General features: G+C 36.2%; 25 protein-coding genes. 17 read left to right on the top strand and 8 right to left on the bottom strand.

The window, feature by feature from the left end:
* Positions 1-17: 17 nt before the first annotated feature.
* The 4 genes from XJ32_RS00215 to XJ32_RS00200 form a co-directional block, all read right to left on the bottom strand.
* On the bottom strand, positions 18-578 hold the full coding sequence (locus tag XJ32_RS00215) for a single-stranded DNA-binding protein (RefSeq protein WP_077387941.1): 561 nt from the start codon (positions 576-578) through the stop codon (positions 18-20).
* 22 nt (positions 579-600) lie between these two features.
* Entirely contained in the window at positions 601-1038 is a 438-nt protein-coding gene (gene rpsF / locus XJ32_RS00210) for a 30S ribosomal protein S6 (protein ID WP_004087749.1), read from the bottom strand.
* Between the two features lie 71 nt (positions 1039-1109).
* Positions 1110-2099: a hypothetical protein gene (locus XJ32_RS00205; protein WP_077387940.1), complete on the bottom strand. Its 990-nt coding sequence runs from the start codon at positions 2097-2099 to the stop codon at positions 1110-1112.
* Between the two features lie 27 nt (positions 2100-2126).
* A complete protein-coding gene (locus XJ32_RS00200; RefSeq protein ID WP_034580248.1) occupies positions 2127-2681 on the bottom strand; it encodes a DJ-1 family glyoxalase III in 555 nt (184 codons plus the stop codon).
* A gap of 150 nt (positions 2682-2831) precedes the next feature.
* Here XJ32_RS00200 and XJ32_RS00195 point away from each other — a divergent pair, with 150 nt between their 5' ends.
* From XJ32_RS00195 to XJ32_RS00150, 10 genes are all read left to right on the top strand, one after another.
* Positions 2832-3314 (top strand): tRNA (cytidine(34)-2'-O)-methyltransferase, encoded by a 483-nt coding sequence (locus XJ32_RS00195; RefSeq protein ID WP_077387939.1) that lies wholly within the window; start codon positions 2832-2834, stop codon positions 3312-3314.
* Between the two features lie 124 nt (positions 3315-3438).
* Positions 3439-4650 (top strand): LL-diaminopimelate aminotransferase, encoded by a 1212-nt coding sequence (locus XJ32_RS00190; protein ID WP_077387938.1) that lies wholly within the window; start codon positions 3439-3441, stop codon positions 4648-4650.
* 74 nt (positions 4651-4724) lie between these two features.
* The gene (locus XJ32_RS00185) at positions 4725-5936 is read left to right on the top strand and encodes an NAD(P)/FAD-dependent oxidoreductase (protein ID WP_077387937.1); all 1212 of its coding nucleotides are present in this window, start codon (positions 4725-4727) and stop codon (positions 5934-5936) included.
* 167 nt (positions 5937-6103) lie between these two features.
* Positions 6104-7942: a threonine--tRNA ligase gene (thrS, locus tag XJ32_RS00180; protein ID WP_077387936.1), complete on the top strand. Its 1839-nt coding sequence runs from the start codon at positions 6104-6106 to the stop codon at positions 7940-7942.
* Positions 7939-8463, top strand: coding sequence for a translation initiation factor IF-3 (infC, locus tag XJ32_RS00175; RefSeq protein WP_004087741.1), 525 nt, complete (start codon positions 7939-7941; stop codon positions 8461-8463). Before thrS ends, infC begins: the two co-directional genes overlap by 4 nt.
* 45 nt (positions 8464-8508) lie before the next feature.
* Positions 8509-8703, top strand: a complete 195-nt coding sequence (rpmI, locus tag XJ32_RS00170) for a 50S ribosomal protein L35 (RefSeq protein ID WP_004087740.1) — start codon at positions 8509-8511, stop codon at positions 8701-8703.
* A gap of 158 nt (positions 8704-8861) precedes the next feature.
* Positions 8862-9203, top strand: coding sequence for a 50S ribosomal protein L20 (gene rplT / locus XJ32_RS00165; RefSeq protein ID WP_004087738.1), 342 nt, complete (start codon positions 8862-8864; stop codon positions 9201-9203).
* Positions 9204-9685: 482 nt separating this feature from the next.
* On the top strand, positions 9686-10930 hold the full coding sequence (rho, locus tag XJ32_RS00160) for a transcription termination factor Rho (protein WP_174566025.1): 1245 nt from the start codon (positions 9686-9688) through the stop codon (positions 10928-10930).
* Between the two features lie 18 nt (positions 10931-10948).
* Entirely contained in the window at positions 10949-12301 is a 1353-nt protein-coding gene (locus XJ32_RS00155; protein ID WP_254422394.1) for an MATE family efflux transporter, read from the top strand.
* Positions 12302-12407: 106 nt separating this feature from the next.
* Positions 12408-13523, top strand: a complete 1116-nt coding sequence (locus tag XJ32_RS00150; RefSeq protein ID WP_077387935.1) for a Cj0069 family protein — start codon at positions 12408-12410, stop codon at positions 13521-13523.
* A 216-nt stretch (positions 13524-13739) separates the two neighbouring features.
* Here the strand turns inward: XJ32_RS00150 and XJ32_RS00145 are convergent, their stop codons facing one another.
* From XJ32_RS00145 to fliP, 3 genes are all read right to left on the bottom strand, one after another.
* Positions 13740-14606: a hypothetical protein gene (locus XJ32_RS00145; protein WP_077387934.1), complete on the bottom strand. Its 867-nt coding sequence runs from the start codon at positions 14604-14606 to the stop codon at positions 13740-13742.
* A 6-nt stretch (positions 14607-14612) separates the two neighbouring features.
* Positions 14613-15299 (bottom strand): hypothetical protein, encoded by a 687-nt coding sequence (locus XJ32_RS00140; RefSeq protein ID WP_004086765.1) that lies wholly within the window; start codon positions 15297-15299, stop codon positions 14613-14615.
* Between the two features lie 102 nt (positions 15300-15401).
* The gene (gene fliP, locus XJ32_RS00135) at positions 15402-16229 is read right to left on the bottom strand and encodes a flagellar type III secretion system pore protein FliP (protein WP_077387933.1); all 828 of its coding nucleotides are present in this window, start codon (positions 16227-16229) and stop codon (positions 15402-15404) included.
* 292 nt (positions 16230-16521) lie between these two features.
* Between fliP and hsrA the strand changes: the two genes are divergently transcribed.
* From hsrA to XJ32_RS00100, 7 genes are all read left to right on the top strand, one after another.
* Entirely contained in the window at positions 16522-17187 is a 666-nt protein-coding gene (gene hsrA, locus XJ32_RS00130; RefSeq protein ID WP_004086761.1) for a homeostatic response regulator transcription factor HsrA, read from the top strand.
* 195 nt (positions 17188-17382) lie between these two features.
* On the top strand, positions 17383-18024 hold the full coding sequence (locus tag XJ32_RS00125; protein WP_077387932.1) for a hypothetical protein: 642 nt from the start codon (positions 17383-17385) through the stop codon (positions 18022-18024).
* Positions 18025-18116: 92 nt separating this feature from the next.
* Positions 18117-19580 carry a hypothetical protein gene (locus XJ32_RS00120; protein ID WP_254422393.1) on the top strand — a complete coding sequence of 488 codons (1464 nt, stop codon included), beginning with the start codon at positions 18117-18119 and terminating at the stop codon, positions 19578-19580.
* Between the two features lie 139 nt (positions 19581-19719).
* Positions 19720-20970: a Mur ligase family protein gene (locus tag XJ32_RS00115; protein WP_077387930.1), complete on the top strand. Its 1251-nt coding sequence runs from the start codon at positions 19720-19722 to the stop codon at positions 20968-20970.
* Positions 20971-20978: 8 nt separating this feature from the next.
* Positions 20979-22091, top strand: coding sequence for a M23 family metallopeptidase (locus XJ32_RS00110; protein ID WP_077387929.1), 1113 nt, complete (start codon positions 20979-20981; stop codon positions 22089-22091).
* The gene (locus tag XJ32_RS00105) at positions 22091-23035 is read left to right on the top strand and encodes a M23 family metallopeptidase (RefSeq protein ID WP_005217887.1); all 945 of its coding nucleotides are present in this window, start codon (positions 22091-22093) and stop codon (positions 23033-23035) included. Before XJ32_RS00110 ends, XJ32_RS00105 begins: the two co-directional genes overlap by 1 nt.
* The gene (locus XJ32_RS00100; RefSeq protein ID WP_005217884.1) at positions 22966-23394 is read left to right on the top strand and encodes a bactofilin family protein; all 429 of its coding nucleotides are present in this window, start codon (positions 22966-22968) and stop codon (positions 23392-23394) included. The genes XJ32_RS00105 and XJ32_RS00100 overlap by 70 nt, the downstream gene beginning before the upstream one ends.
* A 537-nt stretch (positions 23395-23931) precedes the next feature.
* On the opposite strand, the gene acnB is transcribed toward XJ32_RS00100, so the two are convergent.
* Positions 23932-26499: a bifunctional aconitate hydratase 2/2-methylisocitrate dehydratase gene (gene acnB / locus XJ32_RS00095; RefSeq protein ID WP_077389992.1), complete on the bottom strand. Its 2568-nt coding sequence runs from the start codon at positions 26497-26499 to the stop codon at positions 23932-23934.
* Between the last annotated feature and the right edge of the window lie 64 nt (positions 26500-26563).

The following is a 26563-nucleotide window of genomic DNA, read 5'->3' as shown; positions in this document are numbered from 1 at the left end:
ATAAAATTTCTCAACATTTAAAATGGAATCTCTTCGTCATCAACATTAATGACTGGCGGTTCTACATTGCCACCTTGCATTCCCATATTGTTATTTTGCTGTGTGTTTTGTGAATATGGATTGCCAATATTTCTGTCGTAGGACCGCGACTGATAGTTTTGCTGTTGATTATAGCTAGAATCATAGCTGCTACCATAACTATTTGCATAGCCATTTGTTTGCCCATAAGCATTCTGCCCATACTCGCTTTGTTGCTTTGTGTCAAGCATTTGCATACTTTCCGCAATGATTGTATGCTTACTTCTTTTTCCACCTTGCTGATCAGTCCATGTTTCAAAGTTAAGGCGACCTTCTATAAGCACCTTAGAACCTTTTCTTAGATACTGATTAGCCACTTCCGCGGTGCGTCCAAAAAGTGTTACATCAACAAAACAAGTATCATCAACCTGCATACCATCGGCTTTCTTGTATCTGCGATTAGAAGCTAATCCAAATGTTGCAAGTGCAGATCCTGTGTTAAGATAACGCAGCTCAACATCTCTTGTGAGATTGCCTACCATAATCACCTTATTAAACATAACAACAAGCCTTACCTATACCCTAAAGTCCTGCTTGAGAAGATTGCTCTTCATTTTGGACATTCTCTTTTTTAGGTGTTCTCTCTGCCCTATCTTCATCTTTTTTGAGAGTTCTAGGCTTTTCTGGCTTCTTTGCTCTCTCAACAAGTGTTTTCCATGCTTCTTGCTCTTTCTTGCTCTCATATTTAATGACAATAAATCGCAATACCTCTTCATTAATGCCATACAACCGCTCAAGCTCTGCAATCAAAGTTGGGTCTGCTTTAAAGTAAATGCAAAAGTAGTAACCCCTGCTATTCTTCTTTATTTGATATGCTAGATTACGCATACCCATATCCAAACAAGTCTCAATATGACCACCATTTTTTAAGATAACTTCTTTAAAAAAGTCTATCTTTGCCTTAATTTCCTCTTCGACAAGTGTCGGTTTTAAAATAAACGCCGTTTCATAATGACGCATACATTCTCCTTATGGTTTCCGCCCCAAACATAGTATGCTTGGAGCAAGGTTTTTTTGGAAATGGGATTATATCATAAAATTTGCTGAATTGCTATTAAATGTTGCATAACCACATCTTTTCCTTGTAGTTGTTGCACACGCCATGTATTTATAATGTCAAAAAGCATGAGATATTTTTCTGTTGTGATTTTGAGGCTTCGCCTTTGCCATACATTAAAAAGCTGTGGCGGGGCTTTATAGCCTAGCACTTCTTTAGAATCCATATTGCCATGCGTTTTTGAATGTCCATAAAGCTTAAAGAGAATATAAAAATATCGTGTAATCTCACGCAAAAGCTCCATATTATCCATACCTTCATCATGCAATGTTTGAAGTGTTAAGCCCAAATGCCCTTGTTTATCAAATAAGCAGTTCAGTAAAGATTCTAACTTTACATCACCGAGACTATAACTTAACTCTTCTATTAACTGCGGTGTGATTGTCTCATAATAGATAAATTTAGTAAGCTCATTATGCGCGATAGCTAAATCATCATGCTGCACATCAAGCAAGAAGTTAAGCAAGGAAGAATCTACCTTTAATCCAAGCTCACACGCCCGATTGTATAGAATCTTTACCATATCATCGCGAAATGGCGGATAAAGCCTTACTTCAAATATATCTTTTAGCTTTGCAGTCGGCTTAAAAAGTGCCGCCATAGCTTTAAATCTTTTTGCATATTCTGCATCTGTGATTGTTGGTGATTTCAAAAATTCCACAATTAAAAAGCTATTAGCATTATGCTCTAGCATATAGAGTATATCTTGCATTTGCTTTTTATTTAAGGTTGCATAAAGCTTTAAGGCGAGAATATTTACCCCGCCAAAAAGGCTATTTACACCTAAGCAATTTAACACTTCTTGATGATCGTATTCCTCAAAATACATACGCCGACATTCGCTGTTTAGCTTTTTTAGAATCATATTGGAATAATATGAAATCAAAAAATCACTATCGCCATATAGCAAAATTGCCCGTGGCACTCCACTAAGCAAAAACTTATCAAGCATTGCTCTTGTCATATTATCTACTTATAAGATTCTATAACTCTAAGCCCTTGTTAAAGGCACTTGCAATCCTTCATATAAGCCTTTATACACATCTTCACCCATTAAGGCTTTTGTAATAGCAAGACCAAATAAGATAGCAGTCGCAGGACCAGCAGAAGTGATGACATTATCTCTTATTACCACTGCTTCATTCAGCCTTTTTGCATTTATGCCCTCTTCACAACCCGGGTAACAAGTAAATTCACTTGATAATACACCGGCTTTATTTAACACAATTGGTGAAGCACAGATGGCTGCTACAATCTTTTTATCTTTATGTAGCCTTTGTATGATTTCTAGAATCTTAGCATTATTGGATAGATTTTGCATACCTTCGAAACCACCTGCAAGAGCTATGCCATCAAGCGAGTTTATATCTATGCTAGATAGTGCTACTTCTGCTTTAATCTCAATGCCATTTGCACCCTTAACATTACCACTAGATTCTAATCCAGCGACTAAAACTTCCACTCCAGCCCTTCGCAATACATCAACAATGCCTATAAATTCAGCCTCTTCAAAACCTTGTGCTAATGGGACCAATACGCGTTTCATGTCTTATCCTCTCTTAATAAAAATGCTACACTCTATCTAAAAATATTTAAGGCTTAGTAATTAAAAATTAAATTGCCTTTTATCTGTAAAAAATGTAAAATACATTTCACATATTTCAACATTACATAAAATCAATATTTTAGGATAGTTATGCAATCTTTATTTCACATCGTGCTTGTAGAACCACAGATTCCACAAAATACAGGCAATATAGGCAGACTTTGTGTCGCAGCAAATGCAATGCTGCATTTAATCCACCCTTTAGGATTTAGCACAAAAGAAAAAGACTTAAAACGGGCTGGACTTGATTACTGGCAACACTTAAAAGTGTATGAATGGGCGAATGTAGAATCTTTTTGGCAAACACACACACCAGATGCTACGCATTTTTTCTTTAGCACAAAGGCAAAAAAGCTATATTTTGAAGCGGATTTAAAACACGGAGCATTTTTATATTTTGGTAGAGAAGATGCAGGACTTCCCTTGCACATTTTAGAATCTTTTAAAAATCAAATCTATAAGATTCCCATGCAAAAGGGTGTGCGTAGCATTAATCTTGCGACAAGTGCTGGGGCAGTGCTATATGAAGCCGTGCGTCAATCGCGTATATATGAAAGTTGGGATAATATATAAAAGATTCTAAAACTTTGATAATTTGCAGAGTTTCTTTATAGAAATTTTAGAAAAATAGATTCTAAAACTTGCACTCAAGCTAACAAAACGCTACAATATTTACAATCTATTGTAGGAGTAAGCCATGTTTGATGAAATACAATTTGGAAAAATTAATCGTTTGCCAAAATATCTTTTCAGTGCGATAAATGAAATAAAAATGCAAATGCGGCATAACAATGAAGATGTCATTGACTTTTCTATGGGGAATCCTGATGGCATGCCACCAAAAGTAGTTATAGATAAGCTTTGTGAGAGTGCGAAAAAGCCGAAGAATCAAGGCTATTCTGTCAGCAAGGGTATCTATAAATTACGATTAGCACTTTGCGAATGGTATAAAAGGCGGTTTAATGTAGATCTTGATCCAAACCTTGAAGTATGCGTTGGCATGGGAAGTAAGGAAGGATTTGTGCATTTAGTCCAAGCGATTACTAATGTTGGCGATTGTGCGATTGTGCCAGAGCCTGCGTATCCTATACATTATCATGCCTTTATTATCAATGGTGCAAATGTCAGCACTTTTGGAATCACTTATAATGATTATTATGAGCTTGATGAAAGGGCATTTTTTGAATCTTTACAAAAAGCACTTTATGAGAGTTTCCCAAAGCCAAAGTTTGTAGTTGTAAATTTTCCACATAATCCCACAACAACGATTGTAAAAAAAGGATTCTATGAAAAGCTTGTGAAACTAGCAAAAAAAGAGAGATTCTATATCATCAGTGATATTGCGTATGCCGAGCTTTATTTTGGTGATTTTAAAACGCCTAGCATTTTTGAAGTCAAAGGTGCAAAAGATGTTGCAGTGGAGACTTACACTCTAAGTAAAAGCTATAATATGGCGGGTTGGCGTATAGGCTTTGTCGCGGGGAATAAAAAGATTATTGAAGCGTTGCAAAAGATTAAAGGCTGGATTGATTATGGAATCTATACGCCCATTCAAGTTGCTGCTACAATTGCTTTAAATAAATGCGATGATGATGTTATAAAGATTAGAAAAACTTATGAAAAGCGAATGGAAGTTATGATTGAAAGCTTTAAAAAAGCAGGGTGGGAATTGCAAAAACCACAGGCTAGTATGTTTATTTGGGCGAAGATTCCAGAGCAATGCAGTCATTTAGGCAGTTTAGAGTTTGCAAAAAGACTTTTAGTTGAAGCAAAGATTGCAGTAAGTCCGGGGGCTGGATTTGGCAAAGCAGGGGAAGGTTATGTGCGTATCGCATTAATTGAGAATGAAAAGCGTATTAGACAAGCCGCAAAGAATCTAAAAAAATTCTTAAAGCAATTTAGTGAGTAAAATGCTATATTTTTATATGCTTGTTAAACTCTGTCCGTTACAATGAAATTTTTATTACTTGAAAGGACATAGAGATGAAAAAAGTTTTAATGCTTGGTGCTGGTTATGGCAACATTGCTTTACTTACAACTATAAACAGAGATGTATTCTCTCAAGCGGAATTTAGCCTTATTAATAACACCTCTTATCATTACAAGACAATCGCCCTGCATGATGTCGCAAGTGGTAAGCATGATAAAAGCGTGCTATTTCCTTTGCAAGAGATTCTTGATGAGAGAGTAAATCTTATACAAGATAGCGTTGTATCAATAGATTCTAAAAGTGTAAAATGCAAAAATGCTGAATATGAGTATGATTATCTAGTTGTTGGGCTTGGATTTAGCTCTGATAGCTTTGGGATACCCGGAGTTGGCGTATATACACAAAGCATAGTCAGCTATGATAGTGCAAAAAATATTTATAAAAGTATTGAAGAGAAATTACAAGCCTACATAAATGATAAAGATTCTAAAAATCTATCATTTATCGTATGTGGTGGTGGCTTCACTGGCATTGAGTTTGCCGGCTCTCTTGCACAAGAAATAAAAAAGCAATGCGAAACGCGGGGCATTGATTTTAGTCTTGTTAAAATCTATTGTATTGAAGCAATGCCAAAGATTTTGCCTATGTTTAGTGAAAATCTCATGCAGCTTGGCTTAACAAAGCTTAAAGAATTAGGCATTATAGTCCTTACAAGCTCAAAGATTCTTGAATGTAAAATGGGGGCTGTTGTGATTGAGAGAGATGGAAAAAACGAAGAGATTCTAGCAAATACAATTATTTGGACAGCAGGGGTAAAGGGCAATGAAGTTATAGCAAACTCTAGCTTTTTTAAAAGTGGGAGAAGCAAAGTTGAGGTAGATTCTCACTTGCAGCCCATAAATCAAGAAAATGAGATGAATAATATTTTTGTGCTTGGAGATTGTGCGGCATTAAAAGATGAAAAAACAGGTAGATTCTATCCCCCAACAGCACAATTAGCACAGCAGCAAGGCGAGTATCTAGCACAAACACTAGAAACACTTTTGTATGCAGAACAAAAAGGGGAAGTGTTACAAAAAGAGCTTATACCAAAATTTGAATTTATCCTGCGTGGAAGTATTTGCTCTATTGGTGCTGGATATGCAATAGGTGTCATTGGCACAAAAGAAGTAAGCGGATATATTGCGAATATGACAAAGTGGTTTATAGAATCTAAATGGAATTACAAAATTGGCGGTTTTTCAGCAGTCTTTAAAGATGACTAGGGTTAAAGTGTTTAAATTTTAGTCGCTAAAACACCATATAAATGCTTGTATTGCATGAAGTTATTCATCAAACTTTAAGCATAGATTCAGTTATCATTTGTATAATTACTAGATTTTTTGTGTATTGTAAAGCACAATACATTAACTGATATTAAGGAATACAGACATTGCAACACATTATTGGCTATATACATAATAATAGCATTATCGACACACAGACAGCAGCAGAAAACAATCTCAATACGCAATCACTTGAACCTATCTATTTTACTGATACACCAAACGCACATGAAATTATCCGCCATACTTGTGCGCATTTACTTGCTGAAGCGATTAAAGCCCTTTATCCAGAGGCAAAGTTTTTTGTCGGTCCTGTTGTAGATGAGGGGTTTTACTATGATTTTAAGGTGGATTCTAAAATCGGGGTTGATGACTTAGCTACAATAGAAAGCAAGATGAAAGAGATCGCAAAAAAGGGGCATAAACTCACAAAAATTCATTTAAGTCGCAAGGAAGCAATAGAGCGTTTCAGTGGAGATGAATTAAAACAAGCGGTGATGAGTAAGATAGAAGGCGATGATTTTAGCATATATCAGCAAGGCGATTTTGAGGATTTATGTCGTGGTCCGCATTTACCGCATTTAAAGTTGTTACAGGCTTTTAAGCTTACAAAGATTTCTGGGGCGTATTTAGGTGGCGATGAAGATTCTGAAGTTTTAACAAGGATTTATGGCATTGCCTTTGCAGAGAAAGAGAATCTAAAGCAGTATCTCTTTCAACTAGAAGAAGCAAAGAAAAGAGATCACAGAAGGCTTGGTGTAGAAATGGAGCTTTTCACATTTGAAGAAGATGTGGGAGCCGGTCTGCCAATATGGTTACCAAAAGGTGCAAGGCTTAGAAGACGCATAGAAGAGCTTTTAACAAGGGCTTTAATACTCAATGAATACGAGCCTGTAAGATGCCCTGAGATTCTAAAAAGTGATGTATGGAAAATTAGCGGACATTATACGCATTACAAAGAAAATATGTATTTTACCACTATTGATGAAGTTGAATATGGCATTAAGCCTATGAATTGCGTTGGACATATAAAGGTGTATCAAAATAGCATTAGAAGTTATAGGGAATTGCCATTAAGATTCTATGAATATGGCGTGGTGCATAGGCATGAAAAAAGTGGCGTTTTGCATGGATTGCTTCGTGTGAGAGAATTTACACAAGATGATGCGCATATCTTTTGTCGTCCAGAGCAAATAGAAAATGAAGTGAATAATATCTTGCGTTTTACGCATAAGATTATGAATGCCTTTGGATTTAGCTATGAAATGGAGCTATCCACTAGACCAGAGCAGTCAATCGGCGAAGATTCTGTGTGGGAGAGTGCTACTTTAGCCTTGCAAAATGCCCTTGCAAGTAATAATATTAGCTATCAAGTTGATGAAGGTGGTGGTGCATTTTATGGACCAAAGATTGATATAAAAATCACTGATGCAATAGGTAGAAAATGGCAGTGTGGCACAATCCAAATTGATATGAATTTACCAGAGAGATTTAATCTAAGCTATATTGATGAGAACAACGAACATGCTATGCCTGTTATGATTCATAGGGCGATTTTGGGTAGCTTTGAGCGGTTTGTAGCGATTTTAACAGAGCATTTTGGCGGAGAATTTCCATTTTTCATTGCTCCAACGCAGGTAATTATTATCCCTATTAATGAAGCACATGTGAGTATGGCACAGAATTTGCAGAATGAGTTACGATTGCGGGGTATTTATGCAGAGTTAAGTTTGAAAAATGAGTCACTCAATAAAAAAATACGCACAGCAGAGAAGCAAAAAGTGCCTATGATTGCACTTATTGGTGATAAAGAGCTTAATAACAATAGTGTATCTATACGCGATAGACGCATGAAGATGGATTCTGGAGAAAATATGCAGTATGAAATGAGTATGCAAGAATTCTTAGAAAAAACTTCAAATCTACATAGAGAGGTTAGCTTTTGAGTAAAGAAGAAACATTAGTAAATGGAAAAATTCGCTTTGATGAAGTAAGGTGCATTAGCGAAGATGGTGAGCAGCTAGGTATTATGAGTGCAAAAGAAGCACAGAATCTTGCTTATAATGAGGGGCTTGACCTAGTGTGTATATCGCCAAATGCAAAGCCACCTGTTTGCAAAATAGTAGAATATGGCAAGTATCGCTATCAATTAGAAAAGAAGCAAAAAGAAGCAAAAAAGAAGCAAAAGCAAGTTGAAGTTAAAGAAATCAAGCTATCAACTCAAATTGCCCAAAATGATATAAATTACAAAGTGAAACATGCTAGAGAGTTTTTTGAAGAGGGTAAGCATGTAAAATTCCGCGTTTATCTGCGTGGCAGAGAGATGCAAAATCCAGCAGGTGGCTTTGAAATGCTAAAGCGAGTCATTGCTATGGTAGATGATATAGCCCATGCTGATAAAGAGGCAAAAATCGAGGGAAAATACGCAAGTATCCTAATGATGCCAAACAATAAGCCAAAAAGCTAGATTTTTATGCTACAATTCTAGCTTTATTTTACGAAAGGAGAAATAATGCCAAAGATGAAGACTAATCGTGGTGCTGCAAAGCGTTTCAAGGTGAAAAAAAATGCAGTCAAAAGAGGCAGTGCTTTTAAAAGCCATATTTTGACAAAAAAGTCGCCAAAACGCAAAGCAAGACTCAATTCGCCACATTATGTGCATGACACAAACTTAGATTCTGTCAAAAGTTTATTGTGTATGAGTTAAGTTGGCTACTTATTTAAGTATGCTATGTGTATCCATTTAATGGATAAAGGATTGTCCCCTTAGATTCTATTTAGTCTTTAAAGATTGAAGAGAGATAAGGGAAAGTTTAAACAATATGTTTGCACCTTAAAATTTAAGGTAAAGTTACAGGAGAAACCATGAGAGTTAAAACAGGTATTGTAAGAAGACGAAGACATAAAAAGATTCTAAAACTTGCGCGTGGCTTTTATAGCGGCAGACGCAAGCATTTTAGAAAAGCAAAAGAGCAGCTTGAAAGAAGTATGTGCTATGCTTTTAGAGATAGAAAGCAAAAGAAAAGAGACTTTAGAAAGTTGTGGATTGTGCGTATTAATGCGGCGTGTCGTTTGCATGGTATGAGTTATTCAAAGTTTATGTTTGCATTGAAAAAGGCAAACATTGAGCTTGATAGAAAGATACTTGCAGATATGGCATATAGCAATCCAAGTGCATTTGCTAGTCTTGTTGAGAAAATAAAATAGTTTGATTTAGTTTTGGAGCAAATACACCTTTTTACTTGTTAGATTCTAAACTAGATTCTAGAGTTTTAGAATCTCTTAAGCTTTCTTATAGGTTTTAGAATCTAAATAGGTAAAAATCCCCGAATATTTTTATACTACATTTATTTTATAGATTGCTTTTTTATAATTTAGAGCATTACAAAAGAGCAATCTATAAACTATGGAATCACTTTTAAACATTTAAAGGAACATTATGATTTTGTATTTTACGCTTAATAGCATTCTATTTAACAATATTTTGGAGGCATGTAATGTCAAATGAACATTATCAAAAAGATGAGGCATTAAAAACAAAAAAGCCATCATATAAAGGCACAAAGACAACGCGTTATGAAAACACGCGTCAAGATAGATATGATAGAGAGCAAAAAAATGATTATGATGAAAAAAATAAAGGCAAAGATATAGGAAAAAGGACTCACACGCCAGTTGAGGGCTTTAAGATGGAGGATTTGCGGATTACACCTTTGCAAAAATTACTAGAGATTGCAAAAACGCTTGGAGTCCAAAATCCACAAGACCTTTTAAGGCAGGATTTGATTTTTGAGATTCTAAAAAATCAAGTCAGTCAAGGTGGCTTCATACTTATCTCTGGTATTTTAGAGATTACAAGTGAGGGCTATGGCTTTTTACGCTCGATTGATGAGAAGTTTTCTGATACGCAGCATGATACCTATGTTTCACAAAGTCAGATTCAGCGATTTGCTTTGCGTAATGGGGATATTATCACAGGGCAGGTGCGTCCGCCAAAAGACCAAGAGAGATATTATGCGCTTTTAAAGATTGAAGCGGTAAATTACTTAGGACTAGAAGAGATTAAAAATCGTCCTTTATTTGAGAATCTCACCCCGCTTTTCCCCGCAGAGCAGCTAAAGCTAGAATATAATAGACAAAAAATCACTGGTAGAATGCTAGATCTTTTTAGCCCCATTGGTAAAGGACAAAGGGCATTAATCGTAGCCCCACCAAGAACGGGTAAAACAGAACTCATGAAAGAATTAGCACATGGCATAAGTGAGAATCACCCCGAAGTAGAACTCATGGTGCTACTCATTGATGAGCGACCAGAAGAAGTAACAGATATGGAGCGAAGTGTAAAAGGACAAGTATTCTCAAGCACTTTTGACTTACCATCGACAAATCATATACGCGTAGCAGAACTCGTGCTAGAGAGAGCGAAAAGACGCATTGAAGTCGGCAAAGATGTTGTTATCTTACTAGATTCTATCACTCGTTTAGCACGCGCTTATAATGCTACAACGCCTTCAAGCGGCAAGGTTTTAAGCGGTGGTGTTGATGCAAATGCTTTGCATAAGCCTAAAAGATTCTTTGGTGCGGCAAGAAATATTGAGCATGGTGGCAGCTTAACTATCATTGCTACCGCATTGATTGAGACAGGCTCTAGAATGGATGAAGTCATTTTTGAAGAGTTTAAAGGCACAGGTAATGCTGAAATCGTATTAGCACGAAGTATTGCTGATCGTAGAATCTATCCCGCATTTGACATTCTAAAATCTGGCACAAGAAAAGATGACTTACTGCTTGGTGATGAGAAGCTGCGTAAGGTGTGGATGCTACGCAATGTTATCAGTCAAATGGATGATATTGAAGCACTCAATTTCCTTTACTCAAAGCTTGCTGGCACAAAGAATAATGATGAATTCTTAAATGGTATGAATGAAGCTTAAAGCATATAAAGGCATTATATGTTTAGCTTAGGGCGGACAAAAAAGATTCAGATAAAGCGGATTCTAAATATCGCCATTCCTAGCGGTTTGCAGTCTGGTCTTGATATGCTTAGCGTATCTTTAGCCCTTTTTTATTTAGGCGGTATCTCTTCACTGCATTTTACCGCTTTAAACACGGGAGCGAAATATATTATTGTTTTTTATCCTATCAGTGCGATTTTTGGTATTGGCACAAATGTGTTAATGTCAAGGCGTTTTGGTGCAAAAAATTATGTAGAGATGAATAGAGTGTATGCTACAATCATACTTAGTGCTTGTATTATATCTCTTCCCATGCTTTATCTAATCTATCTTGGAATCCCTTATTATTTAAATCTTTTTAATCTAAGTAATGAGTTATACACTCTTACATATAGCTATGTTTCTTTAACCATTTTTGCCCTGCCTTCCATTATTATTAAAAATGTGCTTATCTCTGGTTTTGCAGCGACCGGTGATACAAAGCGACCATTTTTTATTAAGATTTTTTTGACACTTCTTAGTATGCTTGGCTATTATTTGCTTATTGAAGGGCGATTTGGCTTCCCATCTTTAGGGCTTATTGGTGCGGCGTATGTGAGCCTTTTTATCTCATATCTTGAGATGTTTATTTTATTATTATTGCCAAAATTTGTCCAAACAAAGCTTTCTTTTTCACTCTATTTTAATAAGACTTTTTTACTCAATGCTTTTAAAGTTGGCATTCCAACAGGATTAGAGCGTATTTTCACCATTGCTTCACTCAATGTTGTGCTAGTCTTTGTTGGCTCTTATGCAGCAATTTATAAAGATAGTGCTATGTCTGGATTCCAAGCTGGGACTACCATTGAAGGCTTTTCATTTGTGCCGGGCTTTGGCTTTATGGTAGCGATTATGAGTCTTATGGGACAAAGCATTGGGGCAAAAAACTATATAAGGGCTAGTGAATACACAAAGCTTTGTGCGATTCTATCAAGCATTATGCTAGGAATTTGCGGACTTCTTTTAGTAATCTTTGCAAAGCCTTTGTCAGCGATTTTCATACGCGATGATATACTTGGGATAGAAATCTCTGTATATTATCTTATCGCCGTTGGTTTATCACAGATTCCATTAATCCTATCTTTTGTGTATGATGGGGCGTTACGCGGGGCTGGATTCACACAGATACCTTTATTCATTAATATTGTTAGCATATCCATATTTCGCCTTTTGCCTATGTGGCTTTGCACACATTTTGGCTTTTCAATCTATATGCTTTTTGTTATCATTTTTATTGAGACTTATATTCGAGCACTTATTTTTTACCTTGTATTCCGCAGTGGCGTATGGAAAAAACCTAAAAAATTATAGATTGCTTGAAAAAGTGTCTATCTAAGCGTTACTAAGCAGTCATAAAAAGCACATTTTGCTTGAAAATATGCTAGAATTACGGAATTTCATTTTTAAGGAGCGATTCATGAAAAAGCATATCGTTTTTTTCGAAGCAGTAGGCGGCAGTGATAAGGGCAGAGATGGACACAGAAAAGACACTGTGCCGATGATGGACTATCTCAAAAAGCTTGGTTGGAGTGCGGAAGTTGTGTTTTTCACAGATGAGATTCTAAAAGATTCTGCGAAAACAAATGAGATTTTTGAATATGTTAAAGGTGCGGCTGATGCGTATGTATCGCGTGTGAATCCGGGCAATTTGAAAGAGGAGAAGCTTTACTTTGATGTGTTGCGTAAGCTTTGTGATAGTGGTGTGATTGGTATGCCTCACCCTGATGCGATGATTGGCTATGGGGCAAAAGATGCGCTTACAAAACTTCGCAACACAGAGCTTGTGCCAACAGATACTTTAGCCTACTATGATCCTGCTGAAGCAAAACGCATTGGTGTGAATTGGGTGGCAGGAGAAGAACACGACTTTAAGGCAAACTTCCCAAAAACTCTAGCAAAAGGTGAAAGAGTGCTAAAGCAAAATCGCGGTAGCACAGGGGAAGGAATCTGGCGTGTGCAGCTCAAAGATCAAAGTCAATATGGTAAGTTTGATTCCGTGCCACTTGATACTATCGTGCGATGCACAGAAGCGGTGGATAACCACGTAGAAGAGCATAAACTAGGCGATTTTATGAATTTCTGTGAAAAATATTTGACAGGCGATAATGGTATGCTTGTGGATATGACTTTCTTACCGCGTATTAAAGAGGGCGAGATTAGAATCCTAATGCTGTATAAAGACCCTATTTATGTCGTGCATAAAAAACCAGCTGAAGGTGCAGATGCGTTTTCTGCAACACTCTTTAGCGGGGCAAAATACCGCTATGATAAGCCAGAGCAATGGAATGAGTTGGTAAGCTACTTCCTATCTAACTTACCAGAGATTAAAACAAAGCTTGGTAATTATGACTTGCCTTTGATTTGGACAGCGGATTTTATCCTTGATACTGATGAAAATGGTAAGGATAAGTATGTGCTAGGCGAGATTAACTGCTCTTGTGTGGGCTTTACTTCCCCTGTTGAGTTTTTGGACAAAACCGCTAGACGCGTAGCAAATACGATTATTAACATTGTGGAAGATGCACAGAAATAGATTCTCTGGATTGAAATCATATTGGGCATAGCCAAAACCATCTGGTAAAGATTTTTTGTTGTAGTCCCAATAGACAAGACTCAAAAGACCAACAAAATCTAGGTGATCACAACCTGTATTCTACAATGATAGAATCTAAAAAATGTGGCACAATCTCTGCTTTCTGTAGTTTAAACGCCGCTATAGAAAAGCTAATGGTTTTTTGTTGGTATCTTCTTAAAAAAGTTTTTCTATATCACTAAACGATAGATAACTAAGGCTTAGATTGTATTGTTGCATAACTTTAAAAAGATTGCGATTTGCTTCGTTTGCGTTACTATCTATTGCGTTGATATAGGAAGTGGGTATAGATATGCCAAGATTTTTAGCATGGATAGTGTGGGCTTGTCTTGCATGAGAGAGTGGGAGAAAGCCACAATATATTTGTATTTTGTTTTGCGATGAAGCAAGGCTTAGATTATTTTTTGTGTATATTTGTATGAGATTCTTATAAAAAGAGTAAAAAGTTTTAAAATCTTTTGTTATCTGTGGCAAAAAATAGGGTGTGTTATTGTGTATTTGTGGTTTATTTTCCTGCATATTTTGTGTTTGATAAAATGGCTGTGTGATGAAATTTTGCACACCATATTGAATCTTCTTGCATAATCCATGGCTATTACGCAATGATATCTTTGACTCTAAAGCACAATAAATTTGAAGTTGTCTTAAAAAAGTAGAGTTTTTTTGCATATCTCTTAGAATCTCTAGGGCATTATGGGTGGTGAATGGATGAGATAGTGTTGTGTCGCCGCTAATAATTGCCGCATGAGATATATTAAGATATTCTAATGTTAAAAATGCACTTTGCAAGGATTCTGCGGTATGTAGGCTAGTCTTTATTGTTGGTATAAAATGGATACGCTTTAGCGTTTTAGTTTGTCTTACTAAATCCCGCAGTGTAGCAACAATGCTTAGAGAATCTGGATATGGCTTTGAAACTGGGTTTGATGGGATAAGAATATGTGTGATCGGCAAAGCATTGCATACTAAACACAAACGCTCTGCATCTTGTGTGATATTTGTAGGTAGATACTCAAAAATCAAAATCTATTATTTTTGTCCAAAAGATGCAATGAGTGCTTCAATATCACTTTCACTTGCAACTTCATCGTGGCTATCACCCGCAATATATGTAGCTGATGCCACGCGTTTAGAATCATCACCCCTACCTTCAAAGAGAGAATTCATATACTGGCTTAATGCACGCATTACATTGATAACGCGCTCTATCTTTTGTCTATGAATATCTTGATACTGCATAATATCCATAGCCTGCATACATGCGTCATTACAATCCATAGCAGAATTTTTAATATTATCATTCACCTTTGCAATTTCTTTTGTTTGCTCTAGCGAAGCGCCAAATGCCTTAATTTTAGGGAAGCTTTCAACAAGTGTAACAAGCATTTCTTCTTGGGCTTTGAGATACTCTTTGATTTTTTTAGAATCCTTTTCGATTGAAGTAGCAAGCGATCCGATATTATCAATTTGATCGAAAACTTCTGTCATTTTCACTTCAGAGTCTCTAGTTACATCATCAAGCTGATGAACGACTTTGTGTTCTTCTGTTGGTGGCGGTGGTGGCCATTTCTTATCGGCTTCTGGCTTATATGAGTTTGGATCTACAAACTCGGCTTTAATTTCTTCTTTTGTATCTTCTGTCTGCACATCATCTAAGCCTTCACCCAAAGAATCCGCGTCTTGTGCCATAAGAGAATCTAACTCTTCTTGTGTCATCAAAGCTCCTAAGTAAATTTAATATAATCTCTGCGATTATAACATATTTTTTACAATATATTCTTAACATTCAAAATGATTTTAGCACACTTGCATGTATAATTAAGAATAATTAAAAGATCGAACGAGATTCCATATCAGCAAATTAAACCCATCAACAAGCACAAAAATGAGAATCTTAAATGGCAATGAAATCATGACAGGTGGCAACATCATCATACCCATAGCCATAAGCACTGAGGCAATAACCATATCAATAACTAAGAATGGTAAATACAATAAAAAGCCGATTTGAAAAGCAGTTTTTAGCTCACTAATCATAAATGAGGGTAAGATAATACTAAGTGAAACCTTATCTATCAGGGCTTCAAATTGCTCTTTTGTCGTGATATTATCCATTTGTGGTGGCTCTTCATTGCGTATCTTATAAAATAGCGCAATATCGCTATGGCGAGTATTCATAAGCATAAATTTTTTGAATGGACGCATGGTCTCTTCAAAGGCTTCTTCATAGCCGATTTTTTCTTCCATATATGGCTTTATACCCACATTATAGGCATCTTTTATCACAGGTTCCATAATAAAAAAAGTAAGAATCATAGCAAGGCTAACTAATACTTGCGTTGGCGGGGACTGCTGTGTGCCTAATGCGGTGCGTAAAAATCCTAGCACGATTAAAATACGCGTAAAGCTCGTCATCATTAGCACAAGAGATGGGGCAAGTATTAAAAGGGTGAGTAATACAACAATATTTAGCGTAGTAACAAGCTGTGTTGGTGTGCTTGGCGGATTAATGCTTAAATCAACTGAAGGTATAGGCACACCATTCAGCTTTAGCTGATTATCTGCTGGCACGGCTAATGCAGTATCTATGAAGCCGATAAATATAAAAATAAAAAAGCAAGATTTTAATATCTTAGATACTTTCACGCCACCCTCGTAATGTTTTAGTTGTTTTTAGTTATCAGGTTAAAAAGCCAAATTGTAGCATAAAATCATGAAATTTACTCCATGCAGCTTGCATTCTATGGTTTGATGACTCTCTTTATTTTAATAGCCTTGATAGCCCTGCGTGATAGATTCTTATAATCAAATCAATTTTATAAGTTAGCTTATAAAACTATTAAGGATTATTTAATTTATGCTTAATATTTTTATAAAAAAAGTTTAAGGTTAGATTAAATAATGCTATAATTACAAGACTTTTTGCTAGGAGACTTTTATGCGTATTTTAGTTGTATATAGTAAGAAAGATGTGTTAGATAGCATATCAAGGGAGTTGGGTAAGAAAAACTATCAAGTTGATTTGGCACAAAATGTGAAAGATGGGGAATATCACATTAGTGTGCGTAGCTATGATATTGTGCTTGGTGGGTGGCAGCTTTCAGATGGTGGGGCGCAAGACATTATATCTATTGTCAAGGGCAAATATCCAAAAGTTCCAGTCATTATACTTGGAGACAATGAGCCAAAGCACGAGGTCCAGTCTTTTAAGTTTGGTGCTGATGATTATATAGCATATCCATTTGATAATGAAGTCTTATTAGCAAGGATTCAAGCCAGACTAAAACTTACAGATTCTAATCTTATAGAAATTGGGGATATAGTCATTATCCCAGATGAAGAAAGGATAACATTTAAAGGTAAAGATATCGAAGTAAAAGGTAAGCCATTTGAAGTGCTTACACATCTTGCACGACAAAGAGATCAAATCGTATCAAAAGATCAATTATTAAATGCGATTTGGGACGAGCCAGAGCTTGTAACGCCTAATGTTATTGAGGTAGCAATCAATCAAATACGACAAAGAATGGATAAGCCATTAAATATTAATACAATTGAGACGGTGAGAAGACGCGGCTATCGTTTTTGCTACCCGAAGAAATAATGTATTTAGCAACATGATTAATATAAGAATATTAGCCTTATAAGATCTTAGTCTTTTTCGACGATGTCTGCATGTCCTATAGATTTTTGGCTTATTTATCTTTATGTGAGGTGGCTTACGGGTCGCTTTGGAAATCCAATTGTCGTTATTGTAGAATTCATGCTCTAAAAGTGTTACTTATAGAAAGGAACAAACATGAAAAGTATTTTGAAACATATAATTGCAAGTGCTACAATATGGAGTGGTGTGCTTTATGCGGGGACACCTTATGCACCAGATTTTTCACTAAAATCACATGTTTTACAAGAGCCACCAGCCTTAATGCAAAATCATACAACTGGTTTGCCAGAAAGCTGGGAGTATTATGCCACAAAAGCACCAGAGCAAAATGTGCTTATGCCTACCATGCCTGTAATTATGGAGGTTTGTGCTATTGCTGATACAGTCTATTATGTTTATCCTACAAAAGAGGCTTTAATGCAAGGATGTCGCAGGGGTGATAGCGGCTTATTACACATTGTGCTTCAACCCTATCAATATTCGCCTACATTACACACTTTAGAATCTATACATCTTATGCCTAGCACAAGACAAACTTATATATATCCGCAAATAGTAATCTATTATAAGCTTGATGAGAGAGACCAAAATATCCTTACAAGTATAGAGTTAGGCGACTTTTATGATCAAAATGGCAGTATTATTGTCAATGGGGAATCTTTTCAATATAGCCAAGATGTCATGCAAGCCTTTCATAAACTTATTTATGAAATAAGTGATGTGATGTATCTACCAGAAACTTTTCATCTAACGCAATATCACAACTCACTGCACTAGAGTGAAGTAAGATGTATCCTTATTCAAGGTGTTAAAAGTTTAGGAATAAGTTTTGCTTTGATAGTCTTTAGAATTTAAAAATGGAGTTTTTCATGGCTATCAATGTAGATGGAGCGCCTATTATATTGCAAAAAATACCAGTAGCAAACGATTCTTTAAAGTTTGCAGACATACAAAAGACTTTTAGCATTATTGATGAGATTCCCACCACTGATATTGTAGCCACAGATGATGATCCAGCGTATGATGCACAGGTAAATGACATGCTAAATACGCTGAAAGCCCTGCAAGTTGCAAGGAAAAGCTTAAGCGATGTGCAAAGCATTGCAAAAGATATAAAGAGTAATTATAAAACAGAAAAAAATGATGCTTGGGCGCCAGTCGATGATACAATGTTGCGACAACGCTATGAGGCAACACAGCAAATTAAAGATATTTTAAGTAAAGCAACGCTGAATCATAAAAATGTTTTTACAATGGATTACGCAAAAGATGGGATTATCCTTGATTTAGGGAAAAAGGATATGAGTGCGTTGAGTTTGCGAGATGAACACTCTATCAATATATTTTCTGATAATATCGATCGTTTAAGCAGACAGATTGAAGAAAATGTTCAAAAGCTACAAGAAAAAATCGATAAGATTAATAAAAGTAGATGGCTGTCTATGGAGAATTTGCGTAATGTGCGTTTGCAGCAAAAAGAGGTAAATGCAGGACTCAAAGCAGCCCAAGCAACCCCAAGCTTAGCAAGTGTATTAGCAGAAATAGCACAACAGCAGGCTATGCCTAGTGTTTCACCAGTTTCTGCAACACCAAATACTGCAAATACAAGCCAAGATAGTGAGACATTAACACAAGATTCAAATAAGACAAAAAGCCTTACACCGCAAGATAGCACAGAATCTAATGCTAAAAATACAAAAGATACAATCGCTACGCTAGATGATACTCAATCTAGCACCGATTCTAATACAATGGAATCTGATACTGCGAAATCTAAAAATACAGAACCTAATAATGGCACGAACGCTACCAGCACAGAATCTACAAAAGAAGATTCTAATATCTCTAAAGAAGCTAGCGAAAAAAGTTTGAGTAATGAAGTCAAAGAAGAAGGGAATGCTGCAAACACAGCAACACAAGATTCTAAGACAAAAGATTCTAAAGAAGAAGTAGTTGCAAAAGTAGATGATAGCAGCACAAATAAGCAAGATAGCACAGAAACAACGAGTGCTGCAACAGAATCTACAAAAGAGACGCCCACAAAAGATGAGACTAAGCAAGATTCACAAAACAAACAGACTGACACTCAAGCTGATAATACAGACGACAAGGAAGCAAATAGCAATGAAAACAAAATTGCAACACAAGATTCTGTAAAGCAAGATTCCACAAAAATAGATGCTGAACAAAAGGGCGATTCTACCGAATCTACAAACAATAAAGCAAATGATACAAAAGAAAAAGTTGCTAACACAGAAACAAAAGACAATACCACACCAAACAAAACTACAGAAGAAGAAAATAAAGAACAAGTCGTTGATGTGTTTGTATAATGAGTGAATATCATAAACTTTATCGCAAAAATAGATTCTAATATGATATTAATGGAATCTTATATACTTATTTGGCAATCCCTACATAAACATACTAGAATACACTTTTTGGCAAAAATAGCACAACAAAAGGGCTAAAATGATATATCAATACATGGATTCCAAAGCACAAGAGTATGCGGTCTTTGATCCCAAAAGAGCAAAAAAGCTATTTTTATTGTTACAGCCTCATTTGCGTTTGAATAGCTATAATATCCATATTATTGGCACAAATGGCAAAGGTAGCACGGGGAGATTTATCACACAAAGCATTATAGAATCTGGATATAAAGTTTTGCATTTTACATCACCGCATGTATTTGATTTTAGAGAGAGATTCTATACAAATAGCGGCATTGTAAGTCTTCAAGCATTACTTGATGCGCATAACTTTTTACAGCAATTTTCTTTTATACAAGAAGCTAGCTACTTTGAATACGCTACATTTTTAGCACTTGTTTTGGGGCAAGATTGTGATTATCTTGTGATGGAAGCTGGAGTTGGCGGTGAGTTTGATAGCACTTCTATTTTACGCTATGATATAAGCATTTTTACTCGCATAGGACTTGATCACAAAGAAATGCTAGGTAACACCTTAGAATCTATCGCATTAACAAAACTTCGTGCGGCACAGGGTGATATTTTTACACATTTTCAAGAAAAAGAGGTGTTAAAACTCATAGAAAATATAAAAAATATCAGTGTTTATGTCAATGATACGGAGCTAAAGCGTATCCTGCCACAAAGTATTATTTATTTATGTGAAGAGGATTTGCATACAGAAGAGATAAAGACTTATAATAATATACATAAGATTCCATATTTTTTACTAGAGAATCTAGCTCTAGCTTCTCTTGTGCTAAGAAGACTCAATATTCCCTTACTGAAAAATAAGCTAGACATTATCGGCAGATTCCATGCTATATTGCCAAATGTTGTCGTTGATGTAGGACATAATACTATGGCAGCAAATGCTGCTATTTCTGCCGCAAAATCATATTTTAACAATATGCCCTTTGTGCTTATTTACAATAGCTATAAAGACAAAGAGATTAGAGAAATTCTAAGTATTTTTAAAGAACATATTATTGAAATAATAATTTTTATGGTAGAAAATCCGCGTATAATAGATTTTAAAGAAATGGAAAATATTTTAGATTCCATGTCCATACCTTATAGCTTTTTTTGCCCATATAAAACTAAACTTGACTTATTGCCAAAAAAATTGATAGAATCAGAGAAAGTTTTACACAAAGATAACAAATACTTAATTTTTGGAAGCTTTTCACTTGTGGAGCAGTTTTTGCTGTGGTTTAATGACACGCATGGAAAGCAATGCTATGATGGGTAGTAGGTAGTATGGAAGATACAGGCAAAATCAAGCAAACTTTAACCATTACAATAGTTGATGAAAATGGTTCAAAGCAATTTACAATGGCAAAGGTTATGCAAAAAGTCGTCATGTATGGTGGCGTTATATTGTGCGTAGTGATTGTGCTTGGTTATTTTGCTATGTCTTCTTTTATAGAACAGCTTGATGATATTAACACTGCAAAGCAAGAATCTTATCAAGCATTCCAAGACATGTATCAGCAAAATGCTTTTTTACAAGATGATATACAAAGCAAAACAGAAGAGTTGCAAGCTATGCGTGATAGGGTTGCAGATTTAGAAAAAATGGTAAATTTTAACTCTTTTAACAACGATAAAACTAACATTAGTCATATAGACTTGCAAGCGCTTCCAGACACACAAAAAGCAACCATCTTGCAGATTATCCCAAATGGCAATCCACTCACTATGTTTGAAATGAAGCATAAAACAAAGAGAAATGCAAGGGATTATGGGTTAATTGATATGCAATATGCAGCAATCCAAACGCATGGTGGCAATACAGGATATGACTATTATACAAGCAAAAGTGAGCCGGTGTATGCAACAGCTGATGGCTTGGTAGAATCTACACGCGATGGCAATCAAAGATATGGATATGGCAATATCGTAAGACTTTCGCATGTGTTAGGCTTTAGTAGTGCTTATACAAACCTTGATAGGATAGCGGTAAAAGTTGGCGATTTTGTAAGTAGGGGTGATATTATAGGTTACACCACTTCAAGCCCGGGCAAAAATCATACAAGCTTGTATTATGAAGTGAGATTCCTAAGTCAAGGTTTAGATACACTATCCTTTATTGATTGGGATACGCAGAATTTTCAATCTATTTTTAATGTTGAAAAAAATGCAAATATAGATATGCATAGTCTTATGTGGGCGTTAAACGATATTGCAAAGCTGAATGATATGTCTTCTCATTTTGCCCTTGATGAAGGAAGTTTGCAACAAACAGAAAGATTGAATATTACAAAAGAATCATTAGATTCTAAAGTTACACGCAATCCTAACAATATGCAAGATTCTATAAAGAGTATTATATCACAACGATACGCAGAAGCAAAACAAGGCGGTATGTGATGAATGCAAATAAGCGTCTTGTCATTATGATTACAGATCTAAATGGATCGAAGTTTATCAATGTTGATATGATATTTCGCCAAGTTGGTGCGTATTTATTCGTCTTTTTGCTTACTTTAGGCTTGTTTGCCTATATCAGTATTGTTGTGATACGGAAAGAAATACATAATATGCAATTAAGACATACTCATCTTATGAGTGAATTTGCAAGTATGCAACAACACAACGAGAAGCTAAATGAAGCATTGCAAGAAAAAGATGAGGAAATTGCCCTTGTTGGCGATAGATTTGAAGATATAGAAAATGTTGTTGGCACGAATAAAAATCTAACAGATACAATAGCCTTATTAGATAATGCTGACCTAAATCTATTAGATAGAATGGATACAGCCTCAATTACTGCGTTGCAAAAAACTTTTATTATGAAATTTATCCCTAATGGTAGCCCCATTAATATCGACTATCGTTTGTCTGCCCCTTATGGAAAGCGTTATCACCCTATTTTACACATTTATCATATACATACTGGGGCTGATATGGTAGCTCCAATGAATACGCCTGTATATGCAACTGCTGATGGTGTTGTAGATTGGGCGAGTAGTAGCGGAAATGGTGGTTATGGGAAACTTGTAAAGATTTCCCATTCATTTGGATTTAGAACATATTATGCACATTTAAATGATATTAAGGTGCAAAGGGGGCAATTTGTAAAAAAAGGGCAGCTGGTGGCGCTTACTGGCTCTTCAGGAGCTAGTACGGGTCCCCACCTGCACTATGAAATACGATTTTTAGGGCAACCTATTGATCCTATGAATTTCGTGCATTGGAACATGCAAAATTTTGACCTTATTTTTGAAAGAGAAAGGAGAATATCATGGCATTCTTTGCTTCAGATAATAAACAATCTAATGGGAAGGAAACAACAGGAGGCGCTGCAACAATAATTGCAGTCAATACGAAGTTTAAAGGCGAGATACACACAGATTGCCATTTTCACACAGATGGAGAGTTTGAGGGCGTTATCCACTCTAAAAATACCGTCATGGTGGGTAAAACTGGAATTATTATAGGCGATGTTTTCGCGCAAAAAGTTATTGTTAGTGGCAAGATTACAGGCAATGTCGAGGCAAAGGCGATTGAGATTCTAGCAAATGGCAGATTGGAGGGCACAATCACATCAGATGAGCTTGTGATTGAGAAGAAAGGTATGTTCCTTGGACAATCTAAAAGCAACAATAATAAAGATGTAAAGCTATTAAGTGATGCACAAAAACCACAATCTAGCATTGAGCTAAAAAAGTGATATATACACAGCTTGTTTGCAAGTGAGCCTTAGTGTTGGAATCTAGATATTTAGGCATAGTATGTCTTGCAAGATAGGTTGCAGTTTGATATATTTATACATCTTTTATCTACTGCTTCACATGCATGAGATTGGTAGATTAGTCTTGTATAGTTTTTATATGCAATATATAAAGCCCCAGTTGTTATAACACTTGTCGTTTATGGATATGCCTATTACGGCAACAACCTTTTATCCTATACTACTCTATACAAATTTAGATTTCATATCCTTATTTTTCAACAATGGAATTCCCATAGTTTTTAACGAATATAACGCTTGAAAATAGCTATAACTTTATTGGAAGTTAGAGTTTTTTTGGTTGGTAAGCTAGAAACTAGATTCTATTAAGAATAAAAGGTTTCACAAACAAAGCTTTCTAAGCCCATCTCGCTAGAAAACTTTGTATAGTAAAAAAATGCAGAATAATATGTAAAGCCTTGCGGCAGAGTATGCAATCTTGCAACACCCCGCAAAACTTCAAAACAACAAAATGTCCTACAAAGCAAAATCTTTTATCTTATCAAACTCTAAGTATTTATACACTTTGTTTGTATTCTCGCCTAGTTTTTGTGGCACGATTTGTAGATATTCTTCAAGTTTTGGTAAGCGTCCAAGCTTCGCACATACTGCCCCTAGCTCTGCACTGCCTAGATAAACTTGTGCGCCTTTACCCATGCGGTTATCAAAGTTTCTGGTTGATGTAGAGAATACTACTGCATTATCCTTTACACGGGCTTGATTCCCCATGCAAAGGCTACAGCCCGGCACTTCAATCCTAGCACCCGCCGCACCAAAGAGAGAGAAATATCCCTCATCGCTTAACTGCTTAGAATCCATTTTTGTCGGTGGCACAAGCCAAGTTCTAGTAACACTTTGCCCTTCATTTTTCATAATCTCACCAAACGCCCTGAAATGCCCGATATTTGTCATACAGCTACCAATAAAGACTTCATCAATATTTTTTGGTCGTTTTGGATCAGCTAAAATCTCACTCAAAGTTGCTACATCATCTGGGTCATTAGGACATGCAAGGATAGGATCTTTAATCTCATTTAAATCAATCTCAATAACAGCTGCATATTCCGCGTCTTTATCCGCTCTTAATAGCACGGGATTATTAATCCACTCTCGCATTTTTTCTGCTCTTCTTTTCAAGGTTTCTGCACTGCCATAGCCATCTTTTATCATCGCATCAATAAGGGCAATATTAGATTCCAAATACTCAATAATAGGCTCTTTATTTAGCGTAATGGTGCAAGCTGCTGCACTTCTCTCAGCACTCGCATCACTTAGCTCAAATGCTTGTTCCACCTTAATATCTTCAAGCCCTTCAATCTCTAGAATCCTACCGCTAAAGATATTCTTTTTATTTTGTTTTGGCACGGTTAAAAGCCCTTGCTTAATCGCATAATAAGGGATAGCATTCACTAAATCTCTTAGCGTAATGCCCGGATTTAGCTTCCCTTTGAAACGCACTAAAACAGATTCTGGCATATTAAGCGGCATAGACCCTGTAACCGCGGCAAATGCAACAAGCCCACTACCCGCAGGGAAACTTATACCAATAGGAAAGCGAGTGTGAGAATCTCCACCTGTGCCAACTGTGTCTGGCAAACAGAATCTATTGAGCCAAGAGTGAATAACGCCATCTTTTGGACGCAAGGCAACACCACCGCGACTTGTCATAAAGTCTGGTAAAGTAGCCTGCAAGCTTACATCGGCTGGTTTTGGATAAGCTGCAGTATGACAGAAGCTTTGCATAACAAAATCAGCACTAAATTTAAGACTTGCTAACTCTTTTACTTCATCTCTTGTCATCGCACCGGTGGTATCTTGAGATCCTACCGTTGTTGCTTTTGGTTCGCAATACTCACCCGGTCTTACTCCATCTTTGCCACATGCGATGCCTACCATTTTTTGCGCTAGAGTGTAGCCTTTTGTGCTTTTCTGTGGTTTTTCTGCTTGTGCGAATTCTTTTGATTCTTCTAAGCCTAAAAACTTTCTTGCCCTATTTGTTAAGCCTCTCCCAATGATAAGGGGGATTCTTCCACCTGCCCGTATTTCATCAATGATAGTAACAGGGCTTAAGCTAAATGTGCTTACCACTTTAGAATCTTTTAGAATCTCACCACTATAAGGCTTTAGCGTAATAATATCGCCTTCTTTCAAAGAATCCACATTAGCAATGATAGGCAAACAGCCGCTATCCTCACATGTCGCAAAGAAAATAGGGGCGATAATACTACCTATAACAAAGCCACCACTCTTTTTATTTGGCACATAAGGAATCTCATTGCCAAAATGCCATACAATAGAGTTACAAGCAGACTTTCGACTGCTTCCAGTGCCTACGACATCGCCTACATATACTACGCTTGCGTTATTATCTTTTGCGATTTTTTTAATGTTTTCTATGCGAGATTCATAATTTTCTATGCGGCTTTTTAGCATAGCTTTAGCATGCAAGGGAATATCACTTCGCGTAAAAGCATCACTTGCAGGACTTAAGTCATCGGTATTTGTTTCGCCATCGATTTTTAATACAACAAGTTTGATTTCATCTTGCAATTTCGGCTTTGAGAGAAACCACTCTGCATTTGCCCAAGATTCTATAATCTCTTTCGCAAGGGCGTTTGTCTTACTCATATTTGCGATAGTATCAAATGTATCATAGACTAAAAGTGTATGTTTAAGTGCATTTGCTGCTTCTTTTGCAACCGCACTATCACTAGATTCTATAAGCTTAACAAGATAGGGGACATTATATCCGCCAAGCATTGTGCCAAGTAGCTTTGTAGCTTCTATACTATTTATTACGCTGCATTTTTCTGTGCCATTTGCGATATTGCCTAAAAACTCTGCCTTAAGCTTTGCTGAATCATCAACGCCCGGATTAATGCGATTAGCAAGTAAATCCTTACAAAAAGCCTTGTTAGTCTCATCACTACCTTTTAGAATCTCAATTACCTGCTTTGTCTGTGCGATATTTAAAGCTAGTGGTGGCACACCCTCCTTACTTCTTTCTGCAACATTGTTTTCATATTCTTTCACAAAATTTTCCATACCCATGATGTCTCCTTAAATTGACACTTAATTAATACTTGCATAAGCAAACATTATTAACTTT

Origin of the sequence: Helicobacter bilis (assembly GCF_001999985.1) — a bacterium.
In the GTDB taxonomy this organism is placed as follows: domain Bacteria; phylum Campylobacterota; class Campylobacteria; order Campylobacterales; family Helicobacteraceae; genus Helicobacter_A; species Helicobacter_A rappini.
The sequence above is the reverse complement of the archived record's forward strand: the minus strand, read 5'-3'. Positions and strand labels throughout refer to the sequence as shown.

Excerpts from the sequence above, each read along its gene's own strand:
- XJ32_RS00215 (WP_077387941.1), bottom strand. The coding sequence starts at position 578 with ATGTTTAATAAGGTGATTATGGTAGGCAATCTCACAAGAGATGTTGAG.
- rpsF (WP_004087749.1), bottom strand. The coding sequence starts at position 1,038 with ATGCGTCATTATGAAACGGCGTTTATTTTAAAACCGACACTTGTCGAA.
- XJ32_RS00205 (WP_077387940.1), bottom strand. The coding sequence starts at position 2,099 with ATGACAAGAGCAATGCTTGATAAGTTTTTGCTTAGTGGAGTGCCACGG.
- XJ32_RS00200 (WP_034580248.1), bottom strand. The coding sequence starts at position 2,681 with ATGAAACGCGTATTGGTCCCATTAGCACAAGGTTTTGAAGAGGCTGAA.
- XJ32_RS00195 (WP_077387939.1), top strand. The coding sequence starts at position 2,832 with ATGCAATCTTTATTTCACATCGTGCTTGTAGAACCACAGATTCCACAA.
- XJ32_RS00190 (WP_077387938.1), top strand. The coding sequence starts at position 3,439 with ATGTTTGATGAAATACAATTTGGAAAAATTAATCGTTTGCCAAAATAT.
- XJ32_RS00185 (WP_077387937.1), top strand. The coding sequence starts at position 4,725 with ATGAAAAAAGTTTTAATGCTTGGTGCTGGTTATGGCAACATTGCTTTA.
- rpmI (WP_004087740.1), top strand. The coding sequence starts at position 8,509 with ATGCCAAAGATGAAGACTAATCGTGGTGCTGCAAAGCGTTTCAAGGTG.
- rplT (WP_004087738.1), top strand. The coding sequence starts at position 8,862 with ATGAGAGTTAAAACAGGTATTGTAAGAAGACGAAGACATAAAAAGATT.
- rho (WP_174566025.1), top strand. The coding sequence starts at position 9,686 with ATGGAGGATTTGCGGATTACACCTTTGCAAAAATTACTAGAGATTGCA.
- XJ32_RS00155 (WP_254422394.1), top strand. The coding sequence starts at position 10,949 with ATGTTTAGCTTAGGGCGGACAAAAAAGATTCAGATAAAGCGGATTCTA.
- XJ32_RS00150 (WP_077387935.1), top strand. The coding sequence starts at position 12,408 with ATGAAAAAGCATATCGTTTTTTTCGAAGCAGTAGGCGGCAGTGATAAG.
- XJ32_RS00140 (WP_004086765.1), bottom strand. The coding sequence starts at position 15,299 with ATGACACAAGAAGAGTTAGATTCTCTTATGGCACAAGACGCGGATTCT.
- hsrA (WP_004086761.1), top strand. The coding sequence starts at position 16,522 with ATGCGTATTTTAGTTGTATATAGTAAGAAAGATGTGTTAGATAGCATA.
- XJ32_RS00125 (WP_077387932.1), top strand. The coding sequence starts at position 17,383 with ATGAAAAGTATTTTGAAACATATAATTGCAAGTGCTACAATATGGAGT.
- XJ32_RS00120 (WP_254422393.1), top strand. The coding sequence starts at position 18,117 with ATGGCTATCAATGTAGATGGAGCGCCTATTATATTGCAAAAAATACCA.
- XJ32_RS00115 (WP_077387930.1), top strand. The coding sequence starts at position 19,720 with ATGATATATCAATACATGGATTCCAAAGCACAAGAGTATGCGGTCTTT.
- XJ32_RS00110 (WP_077387929.1), top strand. The coding sequence starts at position 20,979 with ATGGAAGATACAGGCAAAATCAAGCAAACTTTAACCATTACAATAGTT.
- XJ32_RS00105 (WP_005217887.1), top strand. The coding sequence starts at position 22,091 with ATGAATGCAAATAAGCGTCTTGTCATTATGATTACAGATCTAAATGGA.
- XJ32_RS00100 (WP_005217884.1), top strand. The coding sequence starts at position 22,966 with ATGGCATTCTTTGCTTCAGATAATAAACAATCTAATGGGAAGGAAACA.
- acnB (WP_077389992.1), bottom strand. The coding sequence starts at position 26,499 with ATGGAAAATTTTGTGAAAGAATATGAAAACAATGTTGCAGAAAGAAGT.